The sequence below is a fragment of the Sphingomonas sp. LH128 genome, from assembly GCF_000293195.2.
Classification (GTDB): Bacteria; Pseudomonadota; Alphaproteobacteria; order Sphingomonadales; family Sphingomonadaceae; genus Novosphingobium; species Novosphingobium resinovorum_A.
Genome location: NZ_ALVC01000145.1, coordinates 1 through 21,507, shown reverse-complemented (window position 1 = coordinate 21,507; position 21,507 = coordinate 1). Strand labels below are relative to the sequence as shown.

General features: G+C 67.3%; 15 protein-coding genes. 4 read left to right on the top strand and 11 right to left on the bottom strand.

Annotation, left to right across the window (positions count from 1 at the left end; translation table 11 throughout):
* The 3 genes from LH128_RS12785 to LH128_RS12775 form a co-directional block, all read right to left on the bottom strand.
* A partial coding sequence (locus LH128_RS12785; RefSeq protein ID WP_008830057.1) for an efflux RND transporter permease subunit occupies positions 1 to 2,328 on the bottom strand: 2,328 nt, incomplete at its 3' end.
* A gap of 6 nt (positions 2,329 to 2,334) precedes the next feature.
* A complete protein-coding gene (locus LH128_RS12780; protein WP_008830056.1) occupies positions 2,335 to 3,495 on the bottom strand; it encodes an efflux RND transporter periplasmic adaptor subunit in 1,161 nt (386 codons plus the stop codon).
* A gap of 4 nt (positions 3,496 to 3,499) precedes the next feature.
* Complete coding sequence (locus tag LH128_RS12775) at positions 3,500 to 4,789, bottom strand: CitMHS family transporter (RefSeq protein ID WP_327195150.1); 1,290 nt, start codon at positions 4,787 to 4,789, stop codon at positions 3,500 to 3,502.
* Here LH128_RS12775 and LH128_RS34530 point away from each other — a divergent pair.
* Both LH128_RS34530 and LH128_RS12770 read left to right on the top strand, forming a co-directional pair.
* Positions 4,788 to 5,009, top strand: coding sequence for a hypothetical protein (locus LH128_RS34530; protein WP_327195149.1), 222 nt, complete (start codon positions 4,788 to 4,790; stop codon positions 5,007 to 5,009). The two genes, LH128_RS12775 and LH128_RS34530, sit on opposite strands and share 2 nt — an antisense overlap.
* Positions 5,010 to 5,192: 183 nt before the next feature.
* Positions 5,193 to 7,832 carry a TonB-dependent receptor domain-containing protein gene (locus LH128_RS12770; protein ID WP_008830054.1) on the top strand — a complete coding sequence of 880 codons (2,640 nt, stop codon included), beginning with the start codon at positions 5,193 to 5,195 and terminating at the stop codon, positions 7,830 to 7,832.
* 8 nt (positions 7,833 to 7,840) lie between these two features.
* Here LH128_RS12770 and LH128_RS12765 read toward each other — a convergent pair whose 3' ends face one another.
* The 7 genes from LH128_RS12765 to LH128_RS12735 form a co-directional block, all read right to left on the bottom strand.
* Positions 7,841 to 9,187, bottom strand: a complete 1,347-nt coding sequence (locus LH128_RS12765; protein ID WP_008830053.1) for a HAMP domain-containing sensor histidine kinase — start codon at positions 9,185 to 9,187, stop codon at positions 7,841 to 7,843.
* A 13-nt stretch (positions 9,188 to 9,200) separates the two neighbouring features.
* Positions 9,201 to 9,875: a response regulator transcription factor gene (locus LH128_RS12760; protein ID WP_008830052.1), complete on the bottom strand. Its 675-nt coding sequence runs from the start codon at positions 9,873 to 9,875 to the stop codon at positions 9,201 to 9,203.
* Positions 9,876 to 9,884: 9 nt separating this feature from the next.
* Positions 9,885 to 11,267, bottom strand: a complete 1,383-nt coding sequence (locus LH128_RS12755) for an efflux transporter outer membrane subunit (RefSeq protein ID WP_008830051.1) — start codon at positions 11,265 to 11,267, stop codon at positions 9,885 to 9,887.
* Positions 11,264 to 14,365 carry an efflux RND transporter permease subunit gene (locus LH128_RS12750; RefSeq protein WP_008830050.1) on the bottom strand — a complete coding sequence of 1,034 codons (3,102 nt, stop codon included), beginning with the start codon at positions 14,363 to 14,365 and terminating at the stop codon, positions 11,264 to 11,266. Before LH128_RS12750 ends, LH128_RS12755 begins: the two co-directional genes overlap by 4 nt.
* On the bottom strand, positions 14,365 to 15,345 hold the full coding sequence (locus LH128_RS12745; RefSeq protein ID WP_008830049.1) for an efflux RND transporter periplasmic adaptor subunit: 981 nt from the start codon (positions 15,343 to 15,345) through the stop codon (positions 14,365 to 14,367). The genes LH128_RS12750 and LH128_RS12745 overlap by 1 nt, the downstream gene beginning before the upstream one ends.
* A 121-nt stretch (positions 15,346 to 15,466) precedes the next feature.
* Complete coding sequence (locus LH128_RS12740; RefSeq protein ID WP_008830048.1) at positions 15,467 to 15,886, bottom strand: hypothetical protein; 420 nt, start codon at positions 15,884 to 15,886, stop codon at positions 15,467 to 15,469.
* A 26-nt stretch (positions 15,887 to 15,912) separates the two neighbouring features.
* Positions 15,913 to 18,108, bottom strand: coding sequence for a TonB-dependent receptor (locus LH128_RS12735; protein WP_008830047.1), 2,196 nt, complete (start codon positions 18,106 to 18,108; stop codon positions 15,913 to 15,915).
* 190 nt (positions 18,109 to 18,298) lie between these two features.
* Between LH128_RS12735 and LH128_RS12730 the strand changes: the two genes are divergently transcribed.
* Together LH128_RS12730 and LH128_RS12725 are read left to right on the top strand one after the other, a co-directional pair.
* Positions 18,299 to 18,979, top strand: coding sequence for a response regulator transcription factor (locus LH128_RS12730; protein ID WP_008830046.1), 681 nt, complete (start codon positions 18,299 to 18,301; stop codon positions 18,977 to 18,979).
* Positions 18,972 to 20,402 carry a sensor histidine kinase gene (locus LH128_RS12725; RefSeq protein WP_008830045.1) on the top strand — a complete coding sequence of 477 codons (1,431 nt, stop codon included), beginning with the start codon at positions 18,972 to 18,974 and terminating at the stop codon, positions 20,400 to 20,402. Before LH128_RS12730 ends, LH128_RS12725 begins: the two co-directional genes overlap by 8 nt.
* A 10-nt stretch (positions 20,403 to 20,412) precedes the next feature.
* Here LH128_RS12725 and LH128_RS12720 read toward each other — a convergent pair whose 3' ends face one another.
* Positions 20,413 to 21,309: a LysR family transcriptional regulator gene (locus tag LH128_RS12720; protein ID WP_008830044.1), complete on the bottom strand. Its 897-nt coding sequence runs from the start codon at positions 21,307 to 21,309 to the stop codon at positions 20,413 to 20,415.
* Between the last annotated feature and the right edge of the window lie 198 nt (positions 21,310 to 21,507).

The window sequence follows — 21,507 nt, the reverse complement described above, 5'->3', positions numbered from 1 at the left end:
CACATAGACGCGCTTGACCCGGCCACGGTCGATGAAGTCATTCACGTAACGCCCGCCCCATGCCGTCGCCAGCGTGGCGTTGACGTCGTCCTGATCCAAGCCGGATGCGGCGATCTTCTGCTGGTCGACGTCGACCTTGAAGGTATCGACGTCCGGCAGCTCGGTCACCGTTACCGCGTTCAGCATCGGGTCGGACGAGGCCAGTTCGAGCAGCTTCGCGCGGGCAGCCGCAAATTCGGCCTGCGGCATCCCGGTGGCGTTCTGCAGCAGCATGGTGAATCCCGCCGACTTGCCAAGACCGCGGATCGAGGGCGGAACCTGCGCGACCGCCTTGGCATCGCGCAGGCTCTTGAACGCCTTGGTCGCCCGCTTGGTGATGGCATCGGCGGTGTTCTCCTCGCCGCTGCGCTTCGCCCAGTCGGTCAGGTTGAGGAACCCCTGCCCGGTGTTCTGGCCCGAAGCACCGCCGCCGCCCGCGTTGAGCAGCATGAGATCGACGTTGTCCTTCTCGTACTTCGCGAAATAGCGCTCGATCTCGTTCTCGACCTCCAGCGTGCGGCCCTGCGTCGCGCCGGGCGGCAGTTCGAAGCGGACGCGGGCGATGCCCTGGTCCTCGTTGGGCAGGAAGCCGGTCGGCAGCATCACGAACAGGCCGTAAAGCGAGGCGGAAATCAGAGCGAACACTGCCAGCGAAGCCCACTTGCGCTTCAGCACCGTGCGCGCGCCGGAAAGATACCGCTGCGTGCCGTTCTCGATCGCGGCGTTGAACCTGTCGCCAATCCGGTGCAGCCGCGCAAGCGCCCCCTTGCGCTCCTCACCGCGGTGCTTCTGCCGCAACAGGGTGGCGGTCAGCGCCGGGCTGAGGATCAGCGCCACCAGCACCGACAAAGTCATCGAGGCGACGATGGTGAGCGAGAACTGGCGATAGATCACGCCGGTCGATCCGCCGAAGAACGCCATCGGCAGGAACACCGCCGACAGCACGACCGCGATCGCCACCAGCGCGACCTGGATCTCCTTCATCGACTGGAACGTCGCCTGCCTTGGCGTCAGCGACGGGTTCTCCTCCATCAGACGCTCGACGTTCTCGACCACGACGATCGCGTCATCGACGAGCAGGCCGATCGCCAGAACGAGCGCGAACAGCGTCATCGTGTTGATCGAGAAGCCCGCCAGATAGATGATCCCGAAGGTGCCGAGCAGCACCACGGGCACCGCGATCGCGGGGATCAGCGTGGCGCGCCAGCTTTGGAGGAACACGAACATGACGATGACGACGAGGACGATCGCCTCGATCAGCGTCTTGACCACCTCGTCCACCGACAACGTGATGAAGTCGGTCGCATCGTTCGCGTAGGCGTACTTCATGCCCGGCGGGAAAGTCTTCGCCACCTTCTCCACTTCCGCCCTGACCATTTCGGCCGTCTTCAGCGCGTCCGCGCCGGGTGCCAGCGAAATCGCCATGCCCGCGCCGGGGTGGCCGTTCAGGCGGCTGACGGTCTGGTAGCTTTCCGCGCCCAGTTCCACGCGGGCGACATCGGCCAGCCTGATCGTCGCGCCGCTCGGCTGGGTCTTGACGATGATCGCGGCGAACTGCGCCGGGGTCTGGAGCCGCGACTGCGCGGTTACGGTGGCGTTGAGCATCTGCGTGCGCGGCTGCGGCTGGCCGCCGATCTCGCCCGCTGCCACTTCGGTGTTCTGCTTGCGGATGGCGTTGATGATGTCGGACGGCATGAGCTGGTAGCTCGCCAGCTTCTCCGGGATCAGCCAGATGCGCATGGCATAGGGGGCGCCGAAGACGTCGATGTCGCCCACGCCGCTGACCCGCGCGACGGTGTCCTGCACGCGCGAGGTCAGGAGATCGGAGACGTCCTGATTGGTGAGCCGGTCGGTCTCATCATAGACAGTGACGATCATCAGCAGGTCGGGATTGGACTTGGTGACGCGCAGCCCCTGCTGCTGTACTTGCGTCGGCAGGCGGGGCAGCGCCTGCTGCACCTGGTTCTGCACCTGCACTTGCGCGGTATCGGGATCGACGCCCTTCGCGAAAGTCGCGGTGATGACGGCCTGCCCGCGCGAACTCGACGTGGAGGAGAAGTAGAGCAGGTGGTCCACCCCGGTCAGCGTCTGCTCGATGACCTGGGTGACGCTGTTCTGCAGCGTCTCGGCATTGGCGCCGGGATAGCTGGCGCGAATGTTTACCTGCGGCGGGGCGACGTCCGGGTACTGCGCGATCGGCAGCCCGGCGATCGCGAGCCCGCCCGCAAGCATGGTGAGGATGGCGATGACCCAGGCGAGAATGGGCCGCTTGATGAAGATGCTCGACATGGCGGGTCAGGCGCCCTTCTTCGTCTTCTTGGGCGCCACCTTCTGCGGCTCGGATGCGGGCACGGGCTTCATGGCGATGTCCGGCCGGATATTGCCGAGACCCTGGATGATCAGCCTGTCGCCCGGCTTGAGCCCCGAGGTGACGACCCAAGAGGTGCCTTGCGCGGAAGGCACGACGACCTTGCGCTCCACCGCCTTGTCTCCCTCGACCACGTAGACACTGGCGGCGCCCCGGGGATCGCGGCGCAGGGCCTGCTGCGGGATCAGGAAGGCCCTGGAATTGACCTGCTGGACGAAGCGGGCGCGCACGAACATGCCCGGCAGCAACACGCCGTCGGGGTTGGGGAACGATGCCCGCAAGGTCACCGTCCCGGTGGTGGGATCGACGATGACTTCGGAGAACGCGATCTTGCCGGGCAACTCGTAGTCGCTGCCGTCTTCCAGCTTCAGGCGCACGGAGGCGTCGCCGGGCGTCGATCCATCGGCAAGCGCGCGGCGCAGGCGCAGCAGTTCCGCGCTCGACTGCTGGATATCGACGAAGACCGGATCCATCCGCTGGATCACCGCCAGCGGCTCGGCCTGATTGGCGGTGACCAGTGCGCCCTCGGTAAAGAGCGAGCGGCCGATGCGGCCGGAGATCGGCGCGGGGACACGGGTGAACTGGAGGCTGACTTGGGCCGAGCGCAGGCGGGCCTGTGCCTGCGCGACGGCGGCGCGGGTCTGGCGGGCCTGCGCCGCCGCGTTGACGTAGTCCTGCCGCGCCACCGCTTCCATGTCGGCGAGCGGCTTGTAGCGATCGGCGAGTTCACGGGCGGAATCGGCGCTTGCCATCGCGCTGTTGCGGTTGGCCACGGCCTCGTCCACCGCCGCCGAATAGACGCGCGGGTCGATCTCGTAGAGGGTCTGCCCCTTGGTGACCAGGCTGCCTTCCTTGAAGAAGCGGCGGCGCACGATGCCGGCCACTTGCGGGCGCACCTCGGACATCTGCAGCGCGCTGACGCGGCCCGCCAGTTCGGTGTCGACGGGCACGCTGGTCGGCTGGACGACCACGAAGCCGACGGTCGGCGGGGCCTTGTCCTTCTTGCCCTCGTCCTTGCCGCAGGACGACAGGAGCAGGCAGGCGGGCGCGAGGGCAAGCAGCCCGGTTCGGACGACGATGCGCGTCATCGCCTTACCCTTGAGCGCCGAAGAAGGGAAACAGGCCGAGGCCCAGCGAGGCGACGAGCATCAGCACGCAGATCACCGTCGCCCACTTGAGCGTGAACTTCTGGTGATCGCCGAACTCGACCCCGGCAAGGCCGACCAGCAGGTAAGTCGAGGGGACCAGCGGACTCAGCAGGTGCACCGGCTGGCCGATCAGCGAGGCGCGGGCCATCTCCAGCGGCGCGATGCCGTAAGCATGCGCCGCGTTCGCCGCCACCGGCAGGACGCCGAAGTAGAAAGCGTCGTTGGAGATGAAGAAAGTCAGCGGCAGGCTCGCCAGCGCGACGATCGGGGCGAGGAACGGACCGGCCTGCGGCGGGATGAGCGCGAGGAGGCTGTTGGACATCGCCTCGACCATGCCGGTCTCGCCCAGGATGCCGGTGAAGATGCCCGCCGCGAAGATCAGCGAGACGACGGCGATGACGTTGCGGGCATGACCGGCGATCCGCGCGCGCTGGTCCTCGAGTCGGGGATAGTTCACGAGGATAGCGATGGCGAAGCCGATCATGAACATGATCGAGAGCGGCAGCACCGCGAAGACCAGTCCGGCGAGCAGGCCGATCGTCAGCAGCGCGTTGAACCACAGCAGGCGCGGGCGCTTCAGCGCGGCGTCGACCGTGTCGGTCGGCTCGATGAGCCCGGCGGGGACGGCGCTTTCGGGCAGGCGCGCGCCGCCGGTCGCCGCGAGGCGTGCACGCTCGTGCTTGCCCAGGATATAGGCGAGCGCAATCACGCCCAGCACGCCGATCGCCATGACCGGGATCATCGGCATGAAGACCTCGCCCGGCTCTACATGCAGCGCGCTCGCCGCACGGGCCAGAGGGCCGCCCCAGGGCGTGAGGTTCATCACGCCGCCCGCGAGGATGGTCACGCAGGTGAGCTTGAGCGGGTCCATGCCGATGCGCCGGTAGAGCGGCAGCATCGAGGCGACGGTGATCATGTAGGTCGTCGAACCGTCGCCATCGAGCGAAACCACGGTGGCCAGCACCGCCGTGCCGACCAGGATCTTCACCGGGTCGCCGTCGACAACCTGGACGATGCGCCGCACCACCGGATCAAACAGGCCCACGTCGATCATCAGACCGAAATAGAGGATCGCGAACATCAGCATGATGCCCGTCGGCGCCAGCTTGGTAATGCCGGCCAGCATCATGTCGCCCAGCTCCTTCCCGCCGAACCCCGCGACGAGCGCGAAGACGATCGGGATCAGGGTCAGCGCCACCAGCGGCGACAGCCGCTTGAGCATGATGAGGGTCATGAAGGTGACGACCATGCCAAATCCGAGCACGGTCAAAAGTGTATCGCTTGCCATCTTAGCCTGCCGCTCCCTGGTCGGCGCATCGGCGCGCGACCTTATCGGTTGTGGTGTGCCGTTCTGGCGAGAAATCCTGTCAGCGAGCCGTCATTGCAGCGCAGCACCAGCAAAAATCGTGCAGCCCGCCGCAATGTGCAGGCGAATTGCCGGCGTAATCCTTTGATTTTCTCCCGCTCTGTTCGCTATCGAGCAAACAAGCGGAAACATTTTTAGTGATGCTGCAGCGCAATGATGGCTGATTGACAGGATCGGCCGCGAAAAGGGCTCATCCAATATGCGTTTGGGAGCGCATGCCCGGCACGCCATCAAGAGAAAGGCGCCGGGAGGGGGAGAGGAGCTTAACACGATGTACGGCCAGCCGGATTCCGCCGATCTGTTCAACGCCAGCCGCAGCAAGGTTTCGTTTGCCGCGCGCAAGGCCAGGGCGCGCCTTGCGTTGCTGTCCTGTGTCGCGGTGGGTGCATGGCATCCAGTCATGGCCGAGGCCCAGACAGTGACGCCGCCGGACCAGACCGTCGCGATCGCTGGTCCGCAGATCCCCGGAGAGTCGTCGACCAGAAGCGTGCTGATCGAAAAGACGAAGAAGAAATCGAAGAAGTCGGTCACCTTCGAAAACCCGGCCGAAGACGGCACTTTCGGTGACATGGGGCCGTTCTTCGGCTTCTCGACCTTCAACGGCCGCGAGATCACCGGTTCCAACAATTTCCGCGACATCTCCTTCCGCCAGTTCCCGATCGAACTGCAGAAGGAAGTCGGCTACCGCAGCTTCTACGGGGCGGACCAGGTCGAGGGCGCGCTGTTCGGCCTCACCACCAGCGAGGCGCTGCGACCGCTCGACCTCAAGAAGGCGCGCTTCCAGGCCGACCTCAGGGGCATCTACTCGTCCTACGCCGACCGCTCCGGCCAATCGCCCGGGCGCAGGCTTTCCGCCTCCTACGTCGATCAGTTCGACACCGGGATCGGGCGCATCGGTTTCTCCGCCGGCGTCATGCTGAGCGATTCCTTCCTGCCCAAGGACTTCTACAAGGGCACCACCGCCGTGAAGCCGTGCAACAGCATAGGCCCGACCGCGAGCGGCAACTGCACGTACGATCCCAATTCGACGAATGCGCTCTACTTCCCGACGGGTTCGCACACCTTCCGCCAGCAGCGCTCCGACGAAGAGCAGCGCGCCTATTTCGCGACGATTCAGTGGCAGCCCAACGAGAAGTGGGACATCATGATCGACGGCGAACGGTCCAGCCGCATCCAGTCGCGCTATCGCAGCGAATTCGCGCTGACCGAAGGTTTCCGCTCGCTCACCCCGCTGGAAATCGCCCCGAGCGGCGCGCCGCTGCGCTTTTCCGGCGAGACCAAGCTGGAATCGCTGGGCTTCGCCCGAACCCGTGACGAGAAGTACACCGGCTACGGCATCAACGTGCGGTTTCGTCCGACCGAACGGCTCGAAATCCGGACCGATCTGTCCTATTCGCGCACCGAGCGCAGCCAGACCGACATCTCCGCCAGCGCCTCGACCAACGACCTGGTCGGCCCCGGCGGCCGCATCGGCTACACGCTGGACCTGAGCCACGGCGGCGTCCCTTATATCGAGTTCGCGACACCGATCGATCTGAGCGATCACAGCCTGTTCACCGCGTCCGCCGCCGCAAGGCGCGGGCGCGACACGCGCAGGGATGCGATCAAGGCCTGGCGCACCGACGTCATCTACGAGCTTGGCGGCCTGTTCGAAACGATCCGGCTGGGTGCCCGCTACTCCGAGCACAAGCGCCATGGCCAGTTGCTGACCTACCAGAGCGACGGCATCCCGGACGCGAACGTGCAGGCCGGCAACGCCAGCTGCCGCCGCGGCCCGATCACGACCGACTTCCTCGCCGACAGCGGCACCAACATCAACAGCTGGGCAGTATTCGACCCGGCCTGCCTCTACATCGCCTTTACCGGCAACACCGACTACGACATCCCTCTCGCCCGAAAGTCGGGCGGCGAGCAGGACGTCTCGGAAAAGATCCTTGCCGGCTACATCATGGGTAACTTCAAGGGCGAGCTTGCCGACCTGCCGGTCCACGGCAACATCGGTCTTCGCGTCACCCAGACCCGCCGCACGACGCGGGTGGCGCGCTATACCGGCAGCCCCGATCCGATCATCGACCGCTCCGGCTCGCTCGTGGACTTCCTGCCGAGCGCCAACGTCGTCGTGGAAGCGGGACGCGGGCTGGAGATCGAAGGCTCGGTGTACCGCACGCTCCTGCGCAGCGCGATCGACGGCTTCAACCTGCGCCGCGTCATCGCCGGTCCTTCGGGCACGATCGAGCGGCAGGACCCAGTCAAGGCATGGAACATGGACCTCGCGCTGCGCTACAGCCCCGCGCCGGACACCGCGATTTCGCTCGATGCCTACTACAAGTTCCTGAGCAGCTCGGCCTGGCCGGGTGACCTCATCATGCCCGGCGGCCCGGTGCTGAACCCGGCGCTGCAGGCCGACAGCCGGAAGAAGTCCTACATCCGGGGCGCCGCCGTATCGCTGCGCCAGACCTTCTCGATGCTGCCCGCGCCGCTGGACGGACTGGCGGTGGAGGCGAGCTATTCCTTCACCGACAGCAACTTCCGCTTCAACGATCCTTCGGCCACCGACCCGGCCAATCCGCTCTACCTGTTCGTGCCGCCATCGGGCGTACCGGGCCTGTCGAAGCACGCGGTCAATCTGTCGGGAAGCTGGGAAAAGGGCAACTTTGGGGTCGGCGCGACGTACGAGTATCGCTCGGGCTTCCTGCGTCCCACCGGCCTGACGGCCAACCGCGTGCTGGGGCCGACCAATTACCTCAACGCCTATATCTCGTACCGCATCGACGATCACATGCAGCTGCGCCTCGCGGCGCTGAACCTGACGAACGAGCACGAAGTGCTCTACCGCCCTGTCGCCGATGCCGCCGCGCAGACCAGCTACTTCGGCCAGACCTTCTCGCTGAGCCTGAAGCTGCGGTATTGAATTGCTCGTCACCCCCGGATCCTGATCTCGACGGCAAAGCCGTGCCGATCGTCGAGGATCCGGGCATCGCCGCCATGGGCCAGGGCGATAGCCCGCACCATTGCCAGCCCAAGCCCGTGCCCCGGCGTCGAACGCGCCGCTTCCGCGCGGGCGAAGCGGTCGAACAGGCGGGCTCTGTGCTGCGCCGGAACCCCCGGCCCGTCGTCGGCGACGGTCACCTTCACCCCGCCCTTTACCCGTTCGCCGCTGATCGTGACGCCGGTGCCCGCAGGCGTGTGCCGCAAGGCGTTGTCGAGCAGGTTCGCAAGGGCCTGGTTGAGAAGGCGCCGGTCGCCCTCCACCTGCATCTCCTGCACCAGTACGAGGTGCAGCGAACGCCCACTGTCCTCGAAATCGGGGCGATAGCTCTCCGCCATCCTTTCGAGCAACGTGGAGAGGTCAAGGCGTTCGCGCGGAAGCCGCTCGCTCATGCCCTCGATCTCGGCGATGCGCAGCAGGGCGGAGAAGATCTCCAGCAGTTCGGCTGCCTGCGCGCGGGCGCTTTCGAGCCGTTCCGATCGGACCTCCTCATCGCTCTCCTGCGCGGCCTGGTCGAGGCTGGAACACAGCCGGGTCAGGGGCGTGCGCAAGTCGTGCGCGACGTCGCTGGAGACTTGCCGCAAGTTCTCCATCAGCCCCTCGATACGGTCCAGCATCGCATTGAGAGTGCCCGCGAGCCGGTCGAATTCACTGCCCGATCCGTCACGCGGGACGCGCCGGGCAAAGTCGCCGCCGATGATCGCCCGCGCGGTCGCGTCGATGCGCTCCAGCCGGTGCTGCGTCAGCCAGCCGATGATCCCGGCGGCGACCGCGCCGACCACCAGCAAGGCCGCAAGGGCCGCCGCGAAAAGGGCAGCAAGCGTGCGGTCGATCTCGTCGAGGCCGGAACGGTCGGCTGCAACCACCAGCATGCCGCCCGCCACTTTCGTCGTCAGCGCCTGCGCAATGCCGGGGTCCGGCTCGCCGGGCTTGCGATAATGCAGGAACTCCTCGAACCCGACTTTCGAAGGCACTTGCGCCTGCAGCTTTCCCGCGACCCGGTTCCCGGCCTCGTCCACAAGCAGGTAGTCGAGGCTTGCAGTTGACCGGGATGCCTCGCGCCGCTCGATGGCGGAGGCGATCGCGGGCAGTCCGTGCCTGTGCGCCTCCGCCAGCAACCCCGCGGTCTCGGCGGAGATGCGGTGGTCGAGCTGTTGCTCCAGCGCCTCGTGCGTGACTTCATACGAGATCGCCCCGATCCCCACGATGGCCAGCGCGAAGACGAGACCGACCATGGCGACAAGCCCGGTCGTCGTCTTCCATGCCTTCCCCAACATCACAGTATCCACATCATCCGGGCCGCATCATGTAGCCCGAGCCGCGAACGGTCTCGATCGCGTCCTCCTCGAACCCGGCGTTCAGCTTGGAGCGCAACCGGCTCATGTGCGTGTCGACGATGTTGGTCTTGGGATCGAAGTCGAAATCCCACACCCGCTCCAGCAGCATCGTGCGCGTCACCACCCGGCGCGGGTTGCGCATCAGTTCGGCCAGCAGGCTGAATTCGCGCGGTTGCAGGGCCACGCGCCTGCCGCCCCGCTCGACCGTGCGGCTATCGAGGTCCAGCACGATGTCGCCGACGCTGAGCCGCCGCGCCTCGATCCGGGCGTGGGTGCGCCGCCCCAGCGCATTGATCCGCGCGCTGAGTTCGGAGAATGCGAAAGGTTTGACGAGATAGTCGTCCGCACCCGCCTCCAGCCCGTTCACCCGGTCGGCGATGCTGCCGAGTGCGGTAAGCATCAGCACCGGCGTCGCATCGCCGGTCGCCCGCAGCGCCTTGAGCAGCGAGAGCCCGTCGAGGCCCGGCAGCATCCGGTCCACGACGACGACGTCGAACCCGCCACCGGCGGCATGGTATAGCCCCTCGGTCCCGTCCGAAGCGAGCATGACGGCGTGGCCCGCCTCCTCCAGCCCCTTGGCAATGAAGCGCAGGGTGTCTTGGTCATCTTCGACGATCAGGATTCGCATGCTGCCAGCCTAGCGCGCCTGCGCCCCGCCGCGCCAGCCACCTCCGAGCGCGCGGAACAGTGTTACCTCCGCCTGCGCGAGCGCCATGTCGCTCTGCACCCGGGCGAGCCGGGCGGTGGCGAGGGTGCGCTCCGCATCGACCTGCAGCAATCCTGCAGCATCGCCATAGCGCACGCGAGCGGCGGTGCGCCGTGCATAGGCCTGCGCCTGGCTCGCTGCCTCGGCAAGATCGCGGTTGCGGCGCATCTCCGCATCGTAGCTGGCGAGGCCGGTTTCGACTTCGCGCAGCGCCTTGAGCATGGCGACGTCCCAACCGGCCAGCGCCGCCTGTTCGGAGGCGCGGGCCTGCGCCATCTTCGCGCGCGCCGGGGCAATGTTGGGGAAAGCCCAGCTGATCAGCGGCGAGGCGACCGCATCGAACCCGCCCGCCAGCAGGCCGAGCGCGCCGCCGAGATTGACTTTGGGATAGAAGTCCGCCCGCGCCACGCCGACGCGGGCGCTGGCGGCGGCCAGCTTGCGCTCTGCCTCGCGCACGTCGGGGCGGCGCAGCAGCAGCGCGGTGCCATCGCCCACGTGCAGTGCACCCTTGAGGCGCGGCGCAGCCTCGCAGGCCAGCGCGAACCCGCGCGCCTCCGCCGGGGGACGCCCCTGCAACGTGGCGATGCGGTAGAGTGCGTTCAGCCGCTGCGCCTCGAAAGGCGCGACCGCCGCGCGCGACGATGCGGACAGGGCCGCGACTTGCGAGACTTCAAGCGGCGAAACTTCGCCTGCGGCCAGTTGCTCCTTCACCAGCGCCACCGAGCGATCCTGCGCGGCGGCGACCGACTTGGCCTCGGTAATGGCGCGGGAGGCAGCACAGAATTCGACATAGGCCTGCACAGTGTCGGCAACCACCGCCACGCGCACGCCGTCGAGCGCGGCGGCCTGCGCTTCGGCATCGGCGCGCGCGGCGAGAGCCCCGGAGCGCAGGCGGCCGAACAGGTCGATGTCCCAGCTGGCGGTCGCGGCGATGTCCCAGTCGCTGGCCGAGACCGAGGCGGCGCTCGGCTGGTTGCTGGGGTTGTCCAGCGTCAGCGCGCTTTCCACAGTGGTCGTCGGCAGGCGCGCGGCCTGGGCCTGCCGCAAGGCCGCGCGGGCACCGTCGAGGTTGGCGTAGGCGACGCGCAAGTCGGCGTTGGCGGCAAGGCTGGCCATGACGAGCGCATCGAGCTGCGGATCGTCGTAAAGCCGCCACCAGTCTTCCGGCACCGGCTCTATCGAGGCGACCGGAACCTGCGCGAAAGCGCCGCCCGCAGCGGGCGGAACCACGGTCTTCGGCGGCGTCCCCGCACCCATGCAGGCCGACAGGGCAAGCGCCAGCAGCGGCGCGGCGAGCGAAATGCGGCGCGTCATGCCAGAACCTCCTGAGCCTGCGGGGGCGGCGTGCGCTTCTCCTCGCCGTAGCGCGCATAGAGCGCGGGCATCAGGAACAGGTTGAGCACGGTGGAGGACAGCAGGCCGCCGAGGATGACGATGGCCATCGGGTGCTCGATCTCGTGCCCCGGGGCATTGCCCGCGACGATCAGCGGCACCAGCGCCAGCCCAGCGCAAGCGGCCGTCATCAGGATGGGCACCAGCCGCTCCTCCGCCCCGCGCAGGACGAGGTCGCGGCCGAACGCCATCCCCTCTTCGCGTTCGAGATGGCGGTAGTGCGAGAGCAGCATAATCCCGTTGCGCGCGGCGATGCCGATCACAGTGACGAAGCCCACCAGCGAGCCGAGCGAGAGCATCCCGCCCGTCAGCGCCACCGCAACGACCCCGCCGACCAGCGCGAACGGCAGGCTTACCCCGACCAGCGCGGTGATTCGGCGCGAGCGGAACTCGATCCACACCAGCAGCAGCACGCCCATCAGGCACAGCGCCCCGGTGGTCCACAGCCGCTGGCGCGATTCCTTCAGCGCGGCGTATTCGCCCAGCACTTCGGGGTGATAACCGCTGGCGAAAGGCACCTTGGCGACGGCCGCCTCGACCCCGCGCGCCACCGTGCCGAGATCCGCGCCCGAGACGTTGAGCGTCACGTCGAGCCGGCGCTGGCCGTTCTCGCGCTTCACTTCGTTGGGCGCGGGCACCACTTCGACGTCGGCGATGTCGGCGAGGCGTACCGGCGCACCGGCGGGCGACTGGATCATCAGATCACGCAGGGCGTGGATATTGCCGCGCGCTGCGGGCTCGCCCCATAGCGCGACGTCGAAGGCGCGCTGGTCGCGGTAGATCTCGCCGACCTTCTGCTGGGCCACCAAAGTCTGCGCCTGACGGCGTACTTCGCCTGCGGTCAGGCCGAACCGCCCCAGATCCTCCGGACGCGGACGGATGCGCAGCTGGGCGACCAGCACCTGGCTTTCCAGCTTGAGATCCGCCACGCCGGGAATGCCGGAGACCGCATCGCGCACGCGCTGCCCGGCGGCGCGCAGTTCCTCCTGCTCGGGGCCGTAGATGCGCACCACCACGGTGGCACCGGCGCCGGTCAACACTTCCTTGATGCGTTCGCGCAAGTAGGTCAGCACGTCGCGGAACAGGCCGGGGTAGCCGTCGACCACTTCCTTGATCTTCGCGACCGAGCCGTCGTAGTCGGCCTTCTCGTCGAGGCTGATCCACAGTTCGGTGAAGTTCGGGCCGACGACCTCGTCCGCCTGCTCGGCGCGGCCGATGTGCGCGCCGAAATTGCGCACGCCGGGGATCGAGCGCAGTTCCTTCGACGCGCGGATGGTTATGCGGTCCATCGCCTCGATCGAGGTGCCCGGCTTCTCGACGAAGTGCATCAGGAAATCGGTTTCGCGAAAGTCGGGCAGGAACTGGTCCTTGAAGGTCATGTAACCCAGCCCTGAAAGCAGCAGGCCGCCCGCCACCACGCCGATCGCCGCTCTGGGGCGCACCACCGCGCGTGGCAGGATGCGGGCGTAGCGGCCCTTGAGCCAGCCGACGAAGCGGGTGTCGCGCTCCTCGGTCAACGGCGCGCGGGGCAGCAGCAACAGGCACATCGCGGGGGTCACCGTCAGCGCCACCAGCAGCGAGGCCCCGATCGCCAGCACGTAAGCGATCGCCAGCGGCTGGAAGAACGTCCCCGCCAGCCCGCCGAGGAAGAAGATCGGCAGGAACACCAGCATCACGATCAGCGAGGCGAAGACCACCGCCGAGCGCACCTCCAGCGAGGCTGCGAGGACCACTTCGAAAGCCGATTTCCGATGCTCCGCCTCGCGGTTGAGGCGCAGGCGGCGGGCGATGTTCTCGACGTCGATGATGGCATCGTCCACCACTTCGCCCAGCGCGATGACAAGGCCCGCGATCACCATGACGTTGATCGTCGCCCCGCTCCACAGCAGCACCAGCCCGGCGCCGAGCAGCGACAGGGGGATCGCCGTCAGGCTGATGACCGCCTGCCGCCAGTCGCGCGTGAACAGGAACAGCACCGCCGCCACCAGCGCGCAGCCGATCAGCAGGGCGCGGGTCAGGTTGTCGATCGAGCGCTCGATGAAGGTGGCCGGGCGGAAGATCGTGGTATCGATCTTCACGTCGGTCAGGCCCGGCTTCAGCTCGGCGATGGCGGCCTCGACCGCGCGGGTCATCTCGAGCGTGTTGGCGGTCGGCTGCTTCTCGACGATCAGCATGATGCCGGGCACGTCGTCGATGATCGCGTTGCCGATCGGGGGCGCATGGCCGTCCACCACGCGCGCGACGTCGGACAGGCGGACCGGTGCGTTGCCTGACTGCCTGACGATCGCCTGACCCAGCTGGGCGGCGTCCTGCACCATGCCCGCCTGTTGCACGGCGATACGCTGGTTCGGGGTATCGACGAAGCCGCCCCCGCCCACCAGCACCGCATCCCCCGCAGCGGCGCGCACTTCGGCAAGGGTCACGCCCGAGGCACGCAGGCGGTCGGGATCGACGAGCACCTGCAACTGCCGGTCGCGCTGGCCCCAGACCGCCACGTTGGCGACGCCGGGCACGGCCATCAGCCGGGGGCGGATCGTCCAGCGCACCAGTTCGGACAGCTTCATCTGGTCGAGTTTGGTGGAGGTCAGCCCGATCTTCATCGCGCGGCTGGTCGAGGACAGCGGCGGCATCAGCACCGGCTGGCGCGCGGCCAGCGGCAGGCGCGCCTGCACTTGTGCGATGCGCTCGCCGACGATCTGCCTTGCGCGCATGACGTCGGTGCCGCGATCGAACAGGATCTGGACGGAGGACAGGCCGAGCACCGACTTGGAGCGCAGCGTCATCAGGTCCGGCACCCCGTTCACCGCCGTCTCGATCGGCACGGTGACGAGGCTTTCGACTTCCTCGGTGGACAGGCCGGGCGCCTCGGTCTGGATCTCGACCATCGGCGGGGCGAACTCGGGGAACACGTCGAGCGGGACGTCCCGCCCGGCGCGGATGCCCAGGACCACCAGCAGCGCCGCAAGGGCGAGCACGAAGACGCGCTGGACCAGCGCGAAGCGAACGAGACCGGCCAGCATCAGTGCGCCGCCCCGAACTCGGTGCCGAAGAGTTCCGCGGTGCCAACGGTCACGACCAGCGCCCCGGCCTTGAGCCCGCGCGCGAGCAGCGCCTGGCCGCCGCTTTCCGAGGCGACCTCCACGCGCTGGCGCACGAAAGTATCGGCACCGGTCTTCCGGTAGACCCATTCGCCGCCGTAGATGTCACGCACGATGGCCGAGGACGGGACCGATAGGCCCTGCGTGCGCCCGGCCAGCGGCAGTTCGACCGCGACGCGCTGGCCGACGCGCAAGGCGCGGTCGCCGTTGTTCACGGCATAATAGAGATCGACGGTGCCCGCCACGCTGTCGGCGGAGGGCGGCGCCTGGACCGGGCGTGCACTCCTGCCTTCTCCGTTCCCGCCGAGCGGGTGGATCATGGCCTCGCTCCCGCGCAGCACCGCGCCGACGTCGCTGGCGAAGACCGATGCGCGAACCCAGAGCGTCGATTGGGTGCCGAGCGTCGCGACCGCCGGGCCGAGCAGCCTGCGCTGCTGGCGCGCGGCGCCGACCGCGGCCTGCGCGGCGGCATGGGCGGCAGCGGCCTCGTCACGGGCGCGCACGCTTCCGGCTTCCTCACGCACGAGGGCCTCGGCGCGGGTCAGGGCAATGCGGGCGAGCCGGGCCTGCGCCTCGGTACGCGCCACTTCGCCATCGGCCACCGCCTGCTGCGATCCGATCTGCTGCAGGTTGGTGAGCGAATTGACGGGCACGCCGCCCGCGCTCGTCGGCGGCACCACGATCTCGCCGGTCACCTGCCGCATCTGCGCGGCCGAGCCGCCGCCGACCTTCACCGTCTCGATGCCGAGGCGCTGCTGGGCCTTGGGCGTCAGGGTGAGTTTCAGGAGTTCGGCTTCGTTCGCAATCAGCTCCGCGTGGGCGGGCGGCGTGGACGGCTTGGATGCCGTTTGACCGCAGGCGGACATGGCGAGCGGCAGGATCAGGAGAGCAAGATGGCGCATGCCCAGGGCGCTAGCAGACGCATATTGGGCGATTCTGGAGGCAACCATACAAAATCCCAATGTTCGAAAGAGTCATGATCACGGGCCAATGATCAAGGCTGGTCGCAGCCAGCCCGCATTCTCAATGCAGATGATCCTGCGCGACTGTGGGCGCGGGCGCGCTCCTGCTTCGCCACGCACGCTTTCGGCGCGTCGATCCCCCGGGAGATATCCGCGCGACGTTGCGATATTCGAGCCTGCCGCCATATCCGGCAAGACGCTCCGCCCCGCGTGCAAGATGGCGCAGCAGTTGCGGATCGAGATCCAGCGCCAATATCGCGCGCTGGCGCTGGAGCAGCGCCAGACAGCCGAGCAACGTCGCCTCGTCATCGCCCAGATAAGGGCAGTCGAGGGCGGAGATGACCATCCCCGCCCCCTTCGCCGCACGCGCAAGCCGGACGAAATCCCGGCAGTCGTCCGACCCGAGGCGTGCCGGTCGGCAGCCCCGGATCAGGTCGATCGCCAGTTTCTCGATCGGCGACAGTTTAGCGACGTGGATCATCGGCTGCGACCGATCGCGCCGCGCGCTCAGAACCGCGCGTTGAGGCCGACCTTGAAGGCGGTCGGCGATCCCGGCGTCACGTTGGTGTTGCTGTGCGCGTAGATGAAGTAGCGCTTGTTGAAGACGTTCTCCACGTTGAGCTGGGCGCTGACCGTCTCGCTCAGGTTGTAATAGAGCGCGGCATCGACACGGGTGTAGCCAGGCATCGAGATCAGGTTGTCGGTAGAGGCATAGCGCTTGCCCTGATAGATGACGCCAACGGCGGCGCCGAGCTGTTCGATCGGATCGAAACGGGTCCACAGCGAGGCGGCGTGCTTAGGCATGTTGGGCAGGATGTTGCCCGCCTTCACCGAATTCGACACGTTGTCGAGGAACGTGCCGTCCGAATAAGTATAGGCGCCTACCATGCTGACCTGCTTGGTGATGCTGCCTGCGACGGCGAGTTCAACACCCTTGGTGCGCTGGCGACCCACGGCCTCCGGAATGCCGTTACCCTTGACGTCGGCGAGGACGTTGGCACGGTCCAGCTGGAACACGGCCGCCGAGACATTGAAGGTCGGCAGGATGTCCCACTTCGCGCCGATTTCGTAGTTCTGGTACTTCTCGGGCGCGAGGCTCTCGTTCGAGGCATTCAGGGCGGTGAGCTGGTCGCCGCCGCGCGGCAGGTACGTGCGCGAGTAGCTGGCGTAGATCGAGGCGTTCTCCACCGGCTTGAAGATCAGGCCCGCACGCGGCGACCACAGGTCGTCGCTGACCTTGAAGTCCTGGTTGTTGCGCAGGTTCGTGACCTTGGTGGTGAAGTGCTCGTATCGCACGCCGACGACCACATCGAACATCGGCGAGAGCGCGATCTGGTCCTGCACGTAGCCTGCGACGACTTCGGCGGTGCCGCGGTTCTGCGGGCTCGACGCGCTTTGCGCCCAGATGATGTCGGGGCGGCTGATCGTCGGGTCGAGCAGCGTCGCATAGATCGTCGGCACGCCGCTGGCGTTGGACGCGGTGGGGAAGAAGGCTTCCTGACGCAGGTTCTCGGTCTTCTGGTGGCCGTATTCCGCCCCGACGAGCAGGGTGTGCTCGATCGCGCCGGTGGCGAACTGGGCGTTCAGGTCGGTCTGATTGATGAAGTTCTTGCGATTGGTGAAGTTGTTGTAGCCCTGGATGCCGACGACGGTTCCTGCCGCATAGGTACCGGCGGGCAGGCCGGCCGGGTTGGTCATCGGCGCCGTGTTCACCGTCGTCGGGAAGACGTTCTGGTAGAACTTGTCGTAGTCGGCATAGCGGGTGCGGTTGCGGATCGAGACGGTGTCGCTGAACTTGTGCTCGACGAACAGCGTCGCCGCGTCGGTATCGGTCCAGGTCGGGCTCTGGTCGGGGTCGCCGAAGAACTGGCCGCGCGGGGTGCGCAGCGGCTTGCCGAGGTAGGTGGAGACACCGCGGTCGGCAACGCGCTCATCCTTGAAGTGCTCGTAGCCGAGGGTCACGGTGGTGTCCGCGCCGAGCTTGAAGGTCGCCGTCGGGTTGAAGCCCCAGCGGTTGTAGTCGACACCGTCGCGGTAGCTCTCGCTGTTCTGGTACACGCCGGTCATGCGCACCGAAACCACCTCGCCCAGCGGCGTACCCAGGTCGAACTGGCCGCGCACGTGGTTGAAGCTGCCGCCCTCGACGCGGAACGAGCGGATGAGGTCGCCATTCGCGACCTTGGTGACGCGATTGATGACGCCGCCGACGCCGCCGCGCCCGAAGATCATCGCGTTGGAGCCCTTGAAGACCTCGAGCCGCTCGATGTTATAGAGATCGCGGTAGGTCTGGACGTCGTCGCGCACGCCATCGACGAAGAAGTCGCCGGTGGTGGAATTGCCGCGGATCACCAGTGTTTCGCGGTTGCCCTCGCCCTGCGCCGAGAAAATGCCCGGCACATAGCGGATGGCATCGCCGATGCTGTTCGAAGCCTGATCCTCGATCTGCTTCACCGAAACGACGTTGACCGTCTGCGGCACATCGATCAGCGGGGTATCGGTGCGCGTCGCGCTGGTCGAGCGGCTGACTTTGTAGGAAGTCTGCGCTTCCTTGTCGTCGATCGACGTCGCGGTGACGGTCGCGCCGCCGAGATTGGCCGGGGCTTCCTGCGCCTGCGCGGCCGCGCCGTGGCCGACGAGCGCAACTGCCGTGGCGGCAAGCAGGGCATGGCGGCTGCGCGCATGCAGTGACGTGAAAGCAGGCATATTTCTGAATCCCCCTGATCGATCGAGCATAATTGCTAACGATAATGCGAGCTAATCGCACTTGCTGGGGCGGATACAGACGGGCATGGTGGTTCCCAAGATGCAAAACGCAACATTGGGAAGAAGTGTATTCTTCCCAATGTAATCCCAATGTTGGGATTTTGGCGAAAGTGGTGAGTTGTTTTCCGCGATGAACGTGCTGGTTCTTGAAGATGATCCGGAGCTTTCGAAGTATCTGGGCTCCGGCCTTGGCGAACTGGGCCACCATTCCCGCCTCGTCACATCGGGGCACGAGGCGCTCGATCTGCTTGCGGACGAGCAATTCGACGTCGCCGTGCTGGACCGGATGGTTCCCGGGCTCGACGGTCTTTCGGTGATGAAGCAGGCCCGGGACGGCGGATGCCAGACCCCGATCCTGATGCTGACCGCGCTGGGCGGCATCGAGGACCGCGTCGAGGCGCTGGAAGGCGGCGCCGACGATTACCTGACCAAGCCGTTCGCCTTCGCCGAGTTCGCCGCGCGGCTGATCGCCTTGGCCCGCCGCCCGGCGCCCCAGACGCTTCAGCAAAACCTCGTCGTCGGCGACATCGAGATGAACCTCGCCCGGCGCACGGTGAGGCGCGCCGGATTGCCGATCGACCTCCAGCCGCGCGAGTTCAGCCTGCTGGAGCAGCTCATGCGCAGCCCCGACCGGGTCGTCACGCGCACCCTGCTGCTGGAGCGGATCTGGAACTTCGGCTTCGATCCGCAGACCAACATCGTCGAGACTCACATGAGCCGACTGCGCACCAAGCTGAACCAGGGGTTCGCGCATAACGCCATCCGCACCGTGCGCGGATCGGGCTACATCATGAACCCGGCGGATGACTGAGCGATCCGGCAGGCGCCGACGCCTTTCCCTGCCGCGCACCATTCCCGGGCTCGTCCTCGTCGTCGCCGCGGCATCGGCGCTGATAACCGCCGCGCTCGGCGGCCTCACGTACTGGTTCGTCCATGAGGAGATCGAACGACAGATCGACCACCGGGTCGATATCGAGACCCGTGCCCTGCTGGAATACGAACGCGAGCACGGCTTCGATGCGCTGATCGAGGCGGTCCGCATCCGCGACCTCGCCAGCAAGCCCGGCACGGTGGGCTACCTCGACGACGAGCCGGGCGACGACGAGCGATCGATGGGTTACGCCGTGGTCGATGCGGCGGGACACAGGCGAGCGGGCCGCCTCGACGCCCGGATGCCGCCGCCGGGGTGGAGCGAGTTCGTGCCGTTCGTCCGGCCCGACGGGACACCGGCGATCGCCCAGGGCATCAACGCGCGCCTGTCGAACGGCGGCCGCCTGCTGGTAGCGGCGGACCGGACCATCGTGGATCGCATGGACTTCGTGCTGCTGCGCCTGTTCATCGCTGCCGTCGCGCTGCTCATGCTGGCGAGCGTGGGCACGACGCTTGCCTTCGGCGTCACCATCCGCCGCCGGCTGCGCGCGATGGAAAGCCGCGCCAGCGCGATCATGGCCGGCGACATGACCCAGCGCATGCCTGTTCATGGCGGGGCAGACGAACTCGACGGTCTCGCCAAAGTGCTCAACCGCATGCTCGACCGGATTTCCACGCTGCTGTCGAATCTTCGCGAGGTGTCCAGCGGACTGGCCCATGACCTGCGCACGCCGCTGAGCCGCGTAAGCGCCAAGCTGGAGAAGGCTGCGGCGCTGGCGACCGACCCGGCGCAGCGCGATCTGCTGGACGCCGCCAGCGACGATACCGACGAACTGATCGGCCTTTTCGCCAGCCTGCTGGCGATCACAGAGATCGACGGGAAGCTGGTGCGCAAGCGCTTCGTGCCGGTCGATGTCGCCGATGCCGTCCGGGAGATCGCCGAAGCCCACCGCCCGTCGCTGGAAGACGCGGGCCTGAGGCTGGAACTGTCGATCGAGCCCGCGACGGTCCATGGTGACAAGGCGCTGATCCAGCGCATCGTGGCGAACCTCCTCGACAACGCCCTCGTCCACGCGCACCCGGGCAGGTCCGTAAGCGTCACGAGCCTGACCGAAGGCAGGGAAACCGTGATCAGGGTTGCCGACGATGGCCCCGGCGTCCCCCTGAAGGATCAACCGCGCATCTTCGAACGACTGGTCCGTCTCGATACGAACCGCGGGAGCCCGGGACACGGCCTGGGATTGAGCATGGTGCAGGCCATCGCCGCCGCACACGACGGCACCGCGCGCATAGTCGCCGGGCCTCCGGGGATGGTGGTCGAGATCCGGTTGCCGGCGGGCGACGACGACGACGCAGAGGTGTGATCCAGCCTCGCTACCGGTCCCAGTACGCAGGCGTGCCGATCTCCTGCCGCAGCCACTCCGTCAGCGCCGCGAGCTTGGCCGAGGCACCGCGGTTGCGCGTGTAGGCGATGTAGAGTTCCGCACCCTCCGCTTCGGCGCCGACATCGACCTGGACCAGTGCACCGCTCGCCAGTTGCTCGTACGTGAAGAACGTCGGCAACAAAGCGATGCCGAGGCCCGCCAGCGCGGCATCGCGCATGACGATGCCGTTGTTCACGCGCAGGCAGGCGCGCGGCCGCAGGATGGTCTCGCCGTCGCCGGAACGGAAGCGCCAGTCGGCCGAGCGGTTGGAGTAGAGGATCGCGCAGGCCCGATCCAGTTCCTCCAGCGACGCAGGCGCGCCGTGCTTCTCCAGATAGGACGGCGCGGCGACGAGGACCCGGCGGCTCGACGCCAGCCGCTTCGCGATCAGGCGCGTATCCTGGATCGGCCCATGGCGGATCACCGCGTCGTAGCCGTCGGCGGCCACGTCTACGAACTTGTCGTCCAGATCCATGCTGAGTTCGATGGCCGGGTGGACCGCCAGGAACGCGTTCACCATCCGGCCAAGGTGCAGCGTGCCGAACCCGATCGGTCCGGCCAGACGCAGCGGCCCGGACAGGGATCCACGCCGCTCCGCGATCTCGGCCTGCGCCTCTATCGTCTCGCGCGTGATCCGGCGCGCCCGTTCGAGGAACAGCTCGCCTTCCCCGGTCAGGGACAACTTGCGCGTCGTGCGCTGCATCAGGCTCGCGCCGAGCAGTCTTTCCAGTTCGGCCACGCGCTCACTGACCACCGACTTGGCAAGGCCGAGGCGGCGCGCCGCCTCGCTGATCGATCCCGCTTCGGCCACCGATACGAACGCGGCCACTCCTTCCAGCTTCATCATCGTTCGGCATTCCCGAAAGCCGGTTCCGGAATTTGGCGGCTAGTGCGCACGATGACCTGAAATCATCTTGCCGTCGACAGCCCGCGACATGCGGGATGAAGGAGGCAGACAGATGTTCACTCGAATTATTGCAGCGGCCCTCGCCCTGGCCACCCCGCTCGGCATCGCCGCGACCCCCACCGCCGCGCAAGTCGCGCC

What these genes read in the sequence shown, in the direction of transcription:
- LH128_RS12780 (WP_008830056.1), bottom strand. Translation starts at nt 3,495, where the DNA reads ATGACGCGCATCGTCGTCCGAACCGGGCTGCTTGCCCTCGCGCCCGCC.
- LH128_RS34530 (WP_327195149.1), top strand. Translation starts at nt 4,788, where the DNA reads ATGAAGGTGACGACCATGCCAAATCCGAGCACGGTCAAAAGTGTATCG.
- LH128_RS12775 (WP_327195150.1), bottom strand. Translation starts at nt 4,789, where the DNA reads ATGACCCTCATCATGCTCAAGCGGCTGTCGCCGCTGGTGGCGCTGACC.
- LH128_RS12770 (WP_008830054.1), top strand. Translation starts at nt 5,193, where the DNA reads ATGTACGGCCAGCCGGATTCCGCCGATCTGTTCAACGCCAGCCGCAGC.
- LH128_RS12765 (WP_008830053.1), bottom strand. Translation starts at nt 9,187, where the DNA reads ATGTTGGGGAAGGCATGGAAGACGACGACCGGGCTTGTCGCCATGGTC.
- LH128_RS12760 (WP_008830052.1), bottom strand. Translation starts at nt 9,875, where the DNA reads ATGCGAATCCTGATCGTCGAAGATGACCAAGACACCCTGCGCTTCATT.
- LH128_RS12755 (WP_008830051.1), bottom strand. Translation starts at nt 11,267, where the DNA reads ATGACGCGCCGCATTTCGCTCGCCGCGCCGCTGCTGGCGCTTGCCCTG.
- LH128_RS12750 (WP_008830050.1), bottom strand. Translation starts at nt 14,365, where the DNA reads ATGCTGGCCGGTCTCGTTCGCTTCGCGCTGGTCCAGCGCGTCTTCGTG.
- LH128_RS12745 (WP_008830049.1), bottom strand. Translation starts at nt 15,345, where the DNA reads ATGCGCCATCTTGCTCTCCTGATCCTGCCGCTCGCCATGTCCGCCTGC.
- LH128_RS12740 (WP_008830048.1), bottom strand. Translation starts at nt 15,886, where the DNA reads ATGATCCACGTCGCTAAACTGTCGCCGATCGAGAAACTGGCGATCGAC.
- LH128_RS12735 (WP_008830047.1), bottom strand. Translation starts at nt 18,108, where the DNA reads ATGCCTGCTTTCACGTCACTGCATGCGCGCAGCCGCCATGCCCTGCTT.
- LH128_RS12730 (WP_008830046.1), top strand. Translation starts at nt 18,299, where the DNA reads ATGAACGTGCTGGTTCTTGAAGATGATCCGGAGCTTTCGAAGTATCTG.
- LH128_RS12725 (WP_008830045.1), top strand. Translation starts at nt 18,972, where the DNA reads ATGACTGAGCGATCCGGCAGGCGCCGACGCCTTTCCCTGCCGCGCACC.
- LH128_RS12720 (WP_008830044.1), bottom strand. Translation starts at nt 21,309, where the DNA reads ATGATGAAGCTGGAAGGAGTGGCCGCGTTCGTATCGGTGGCCGAAGCG.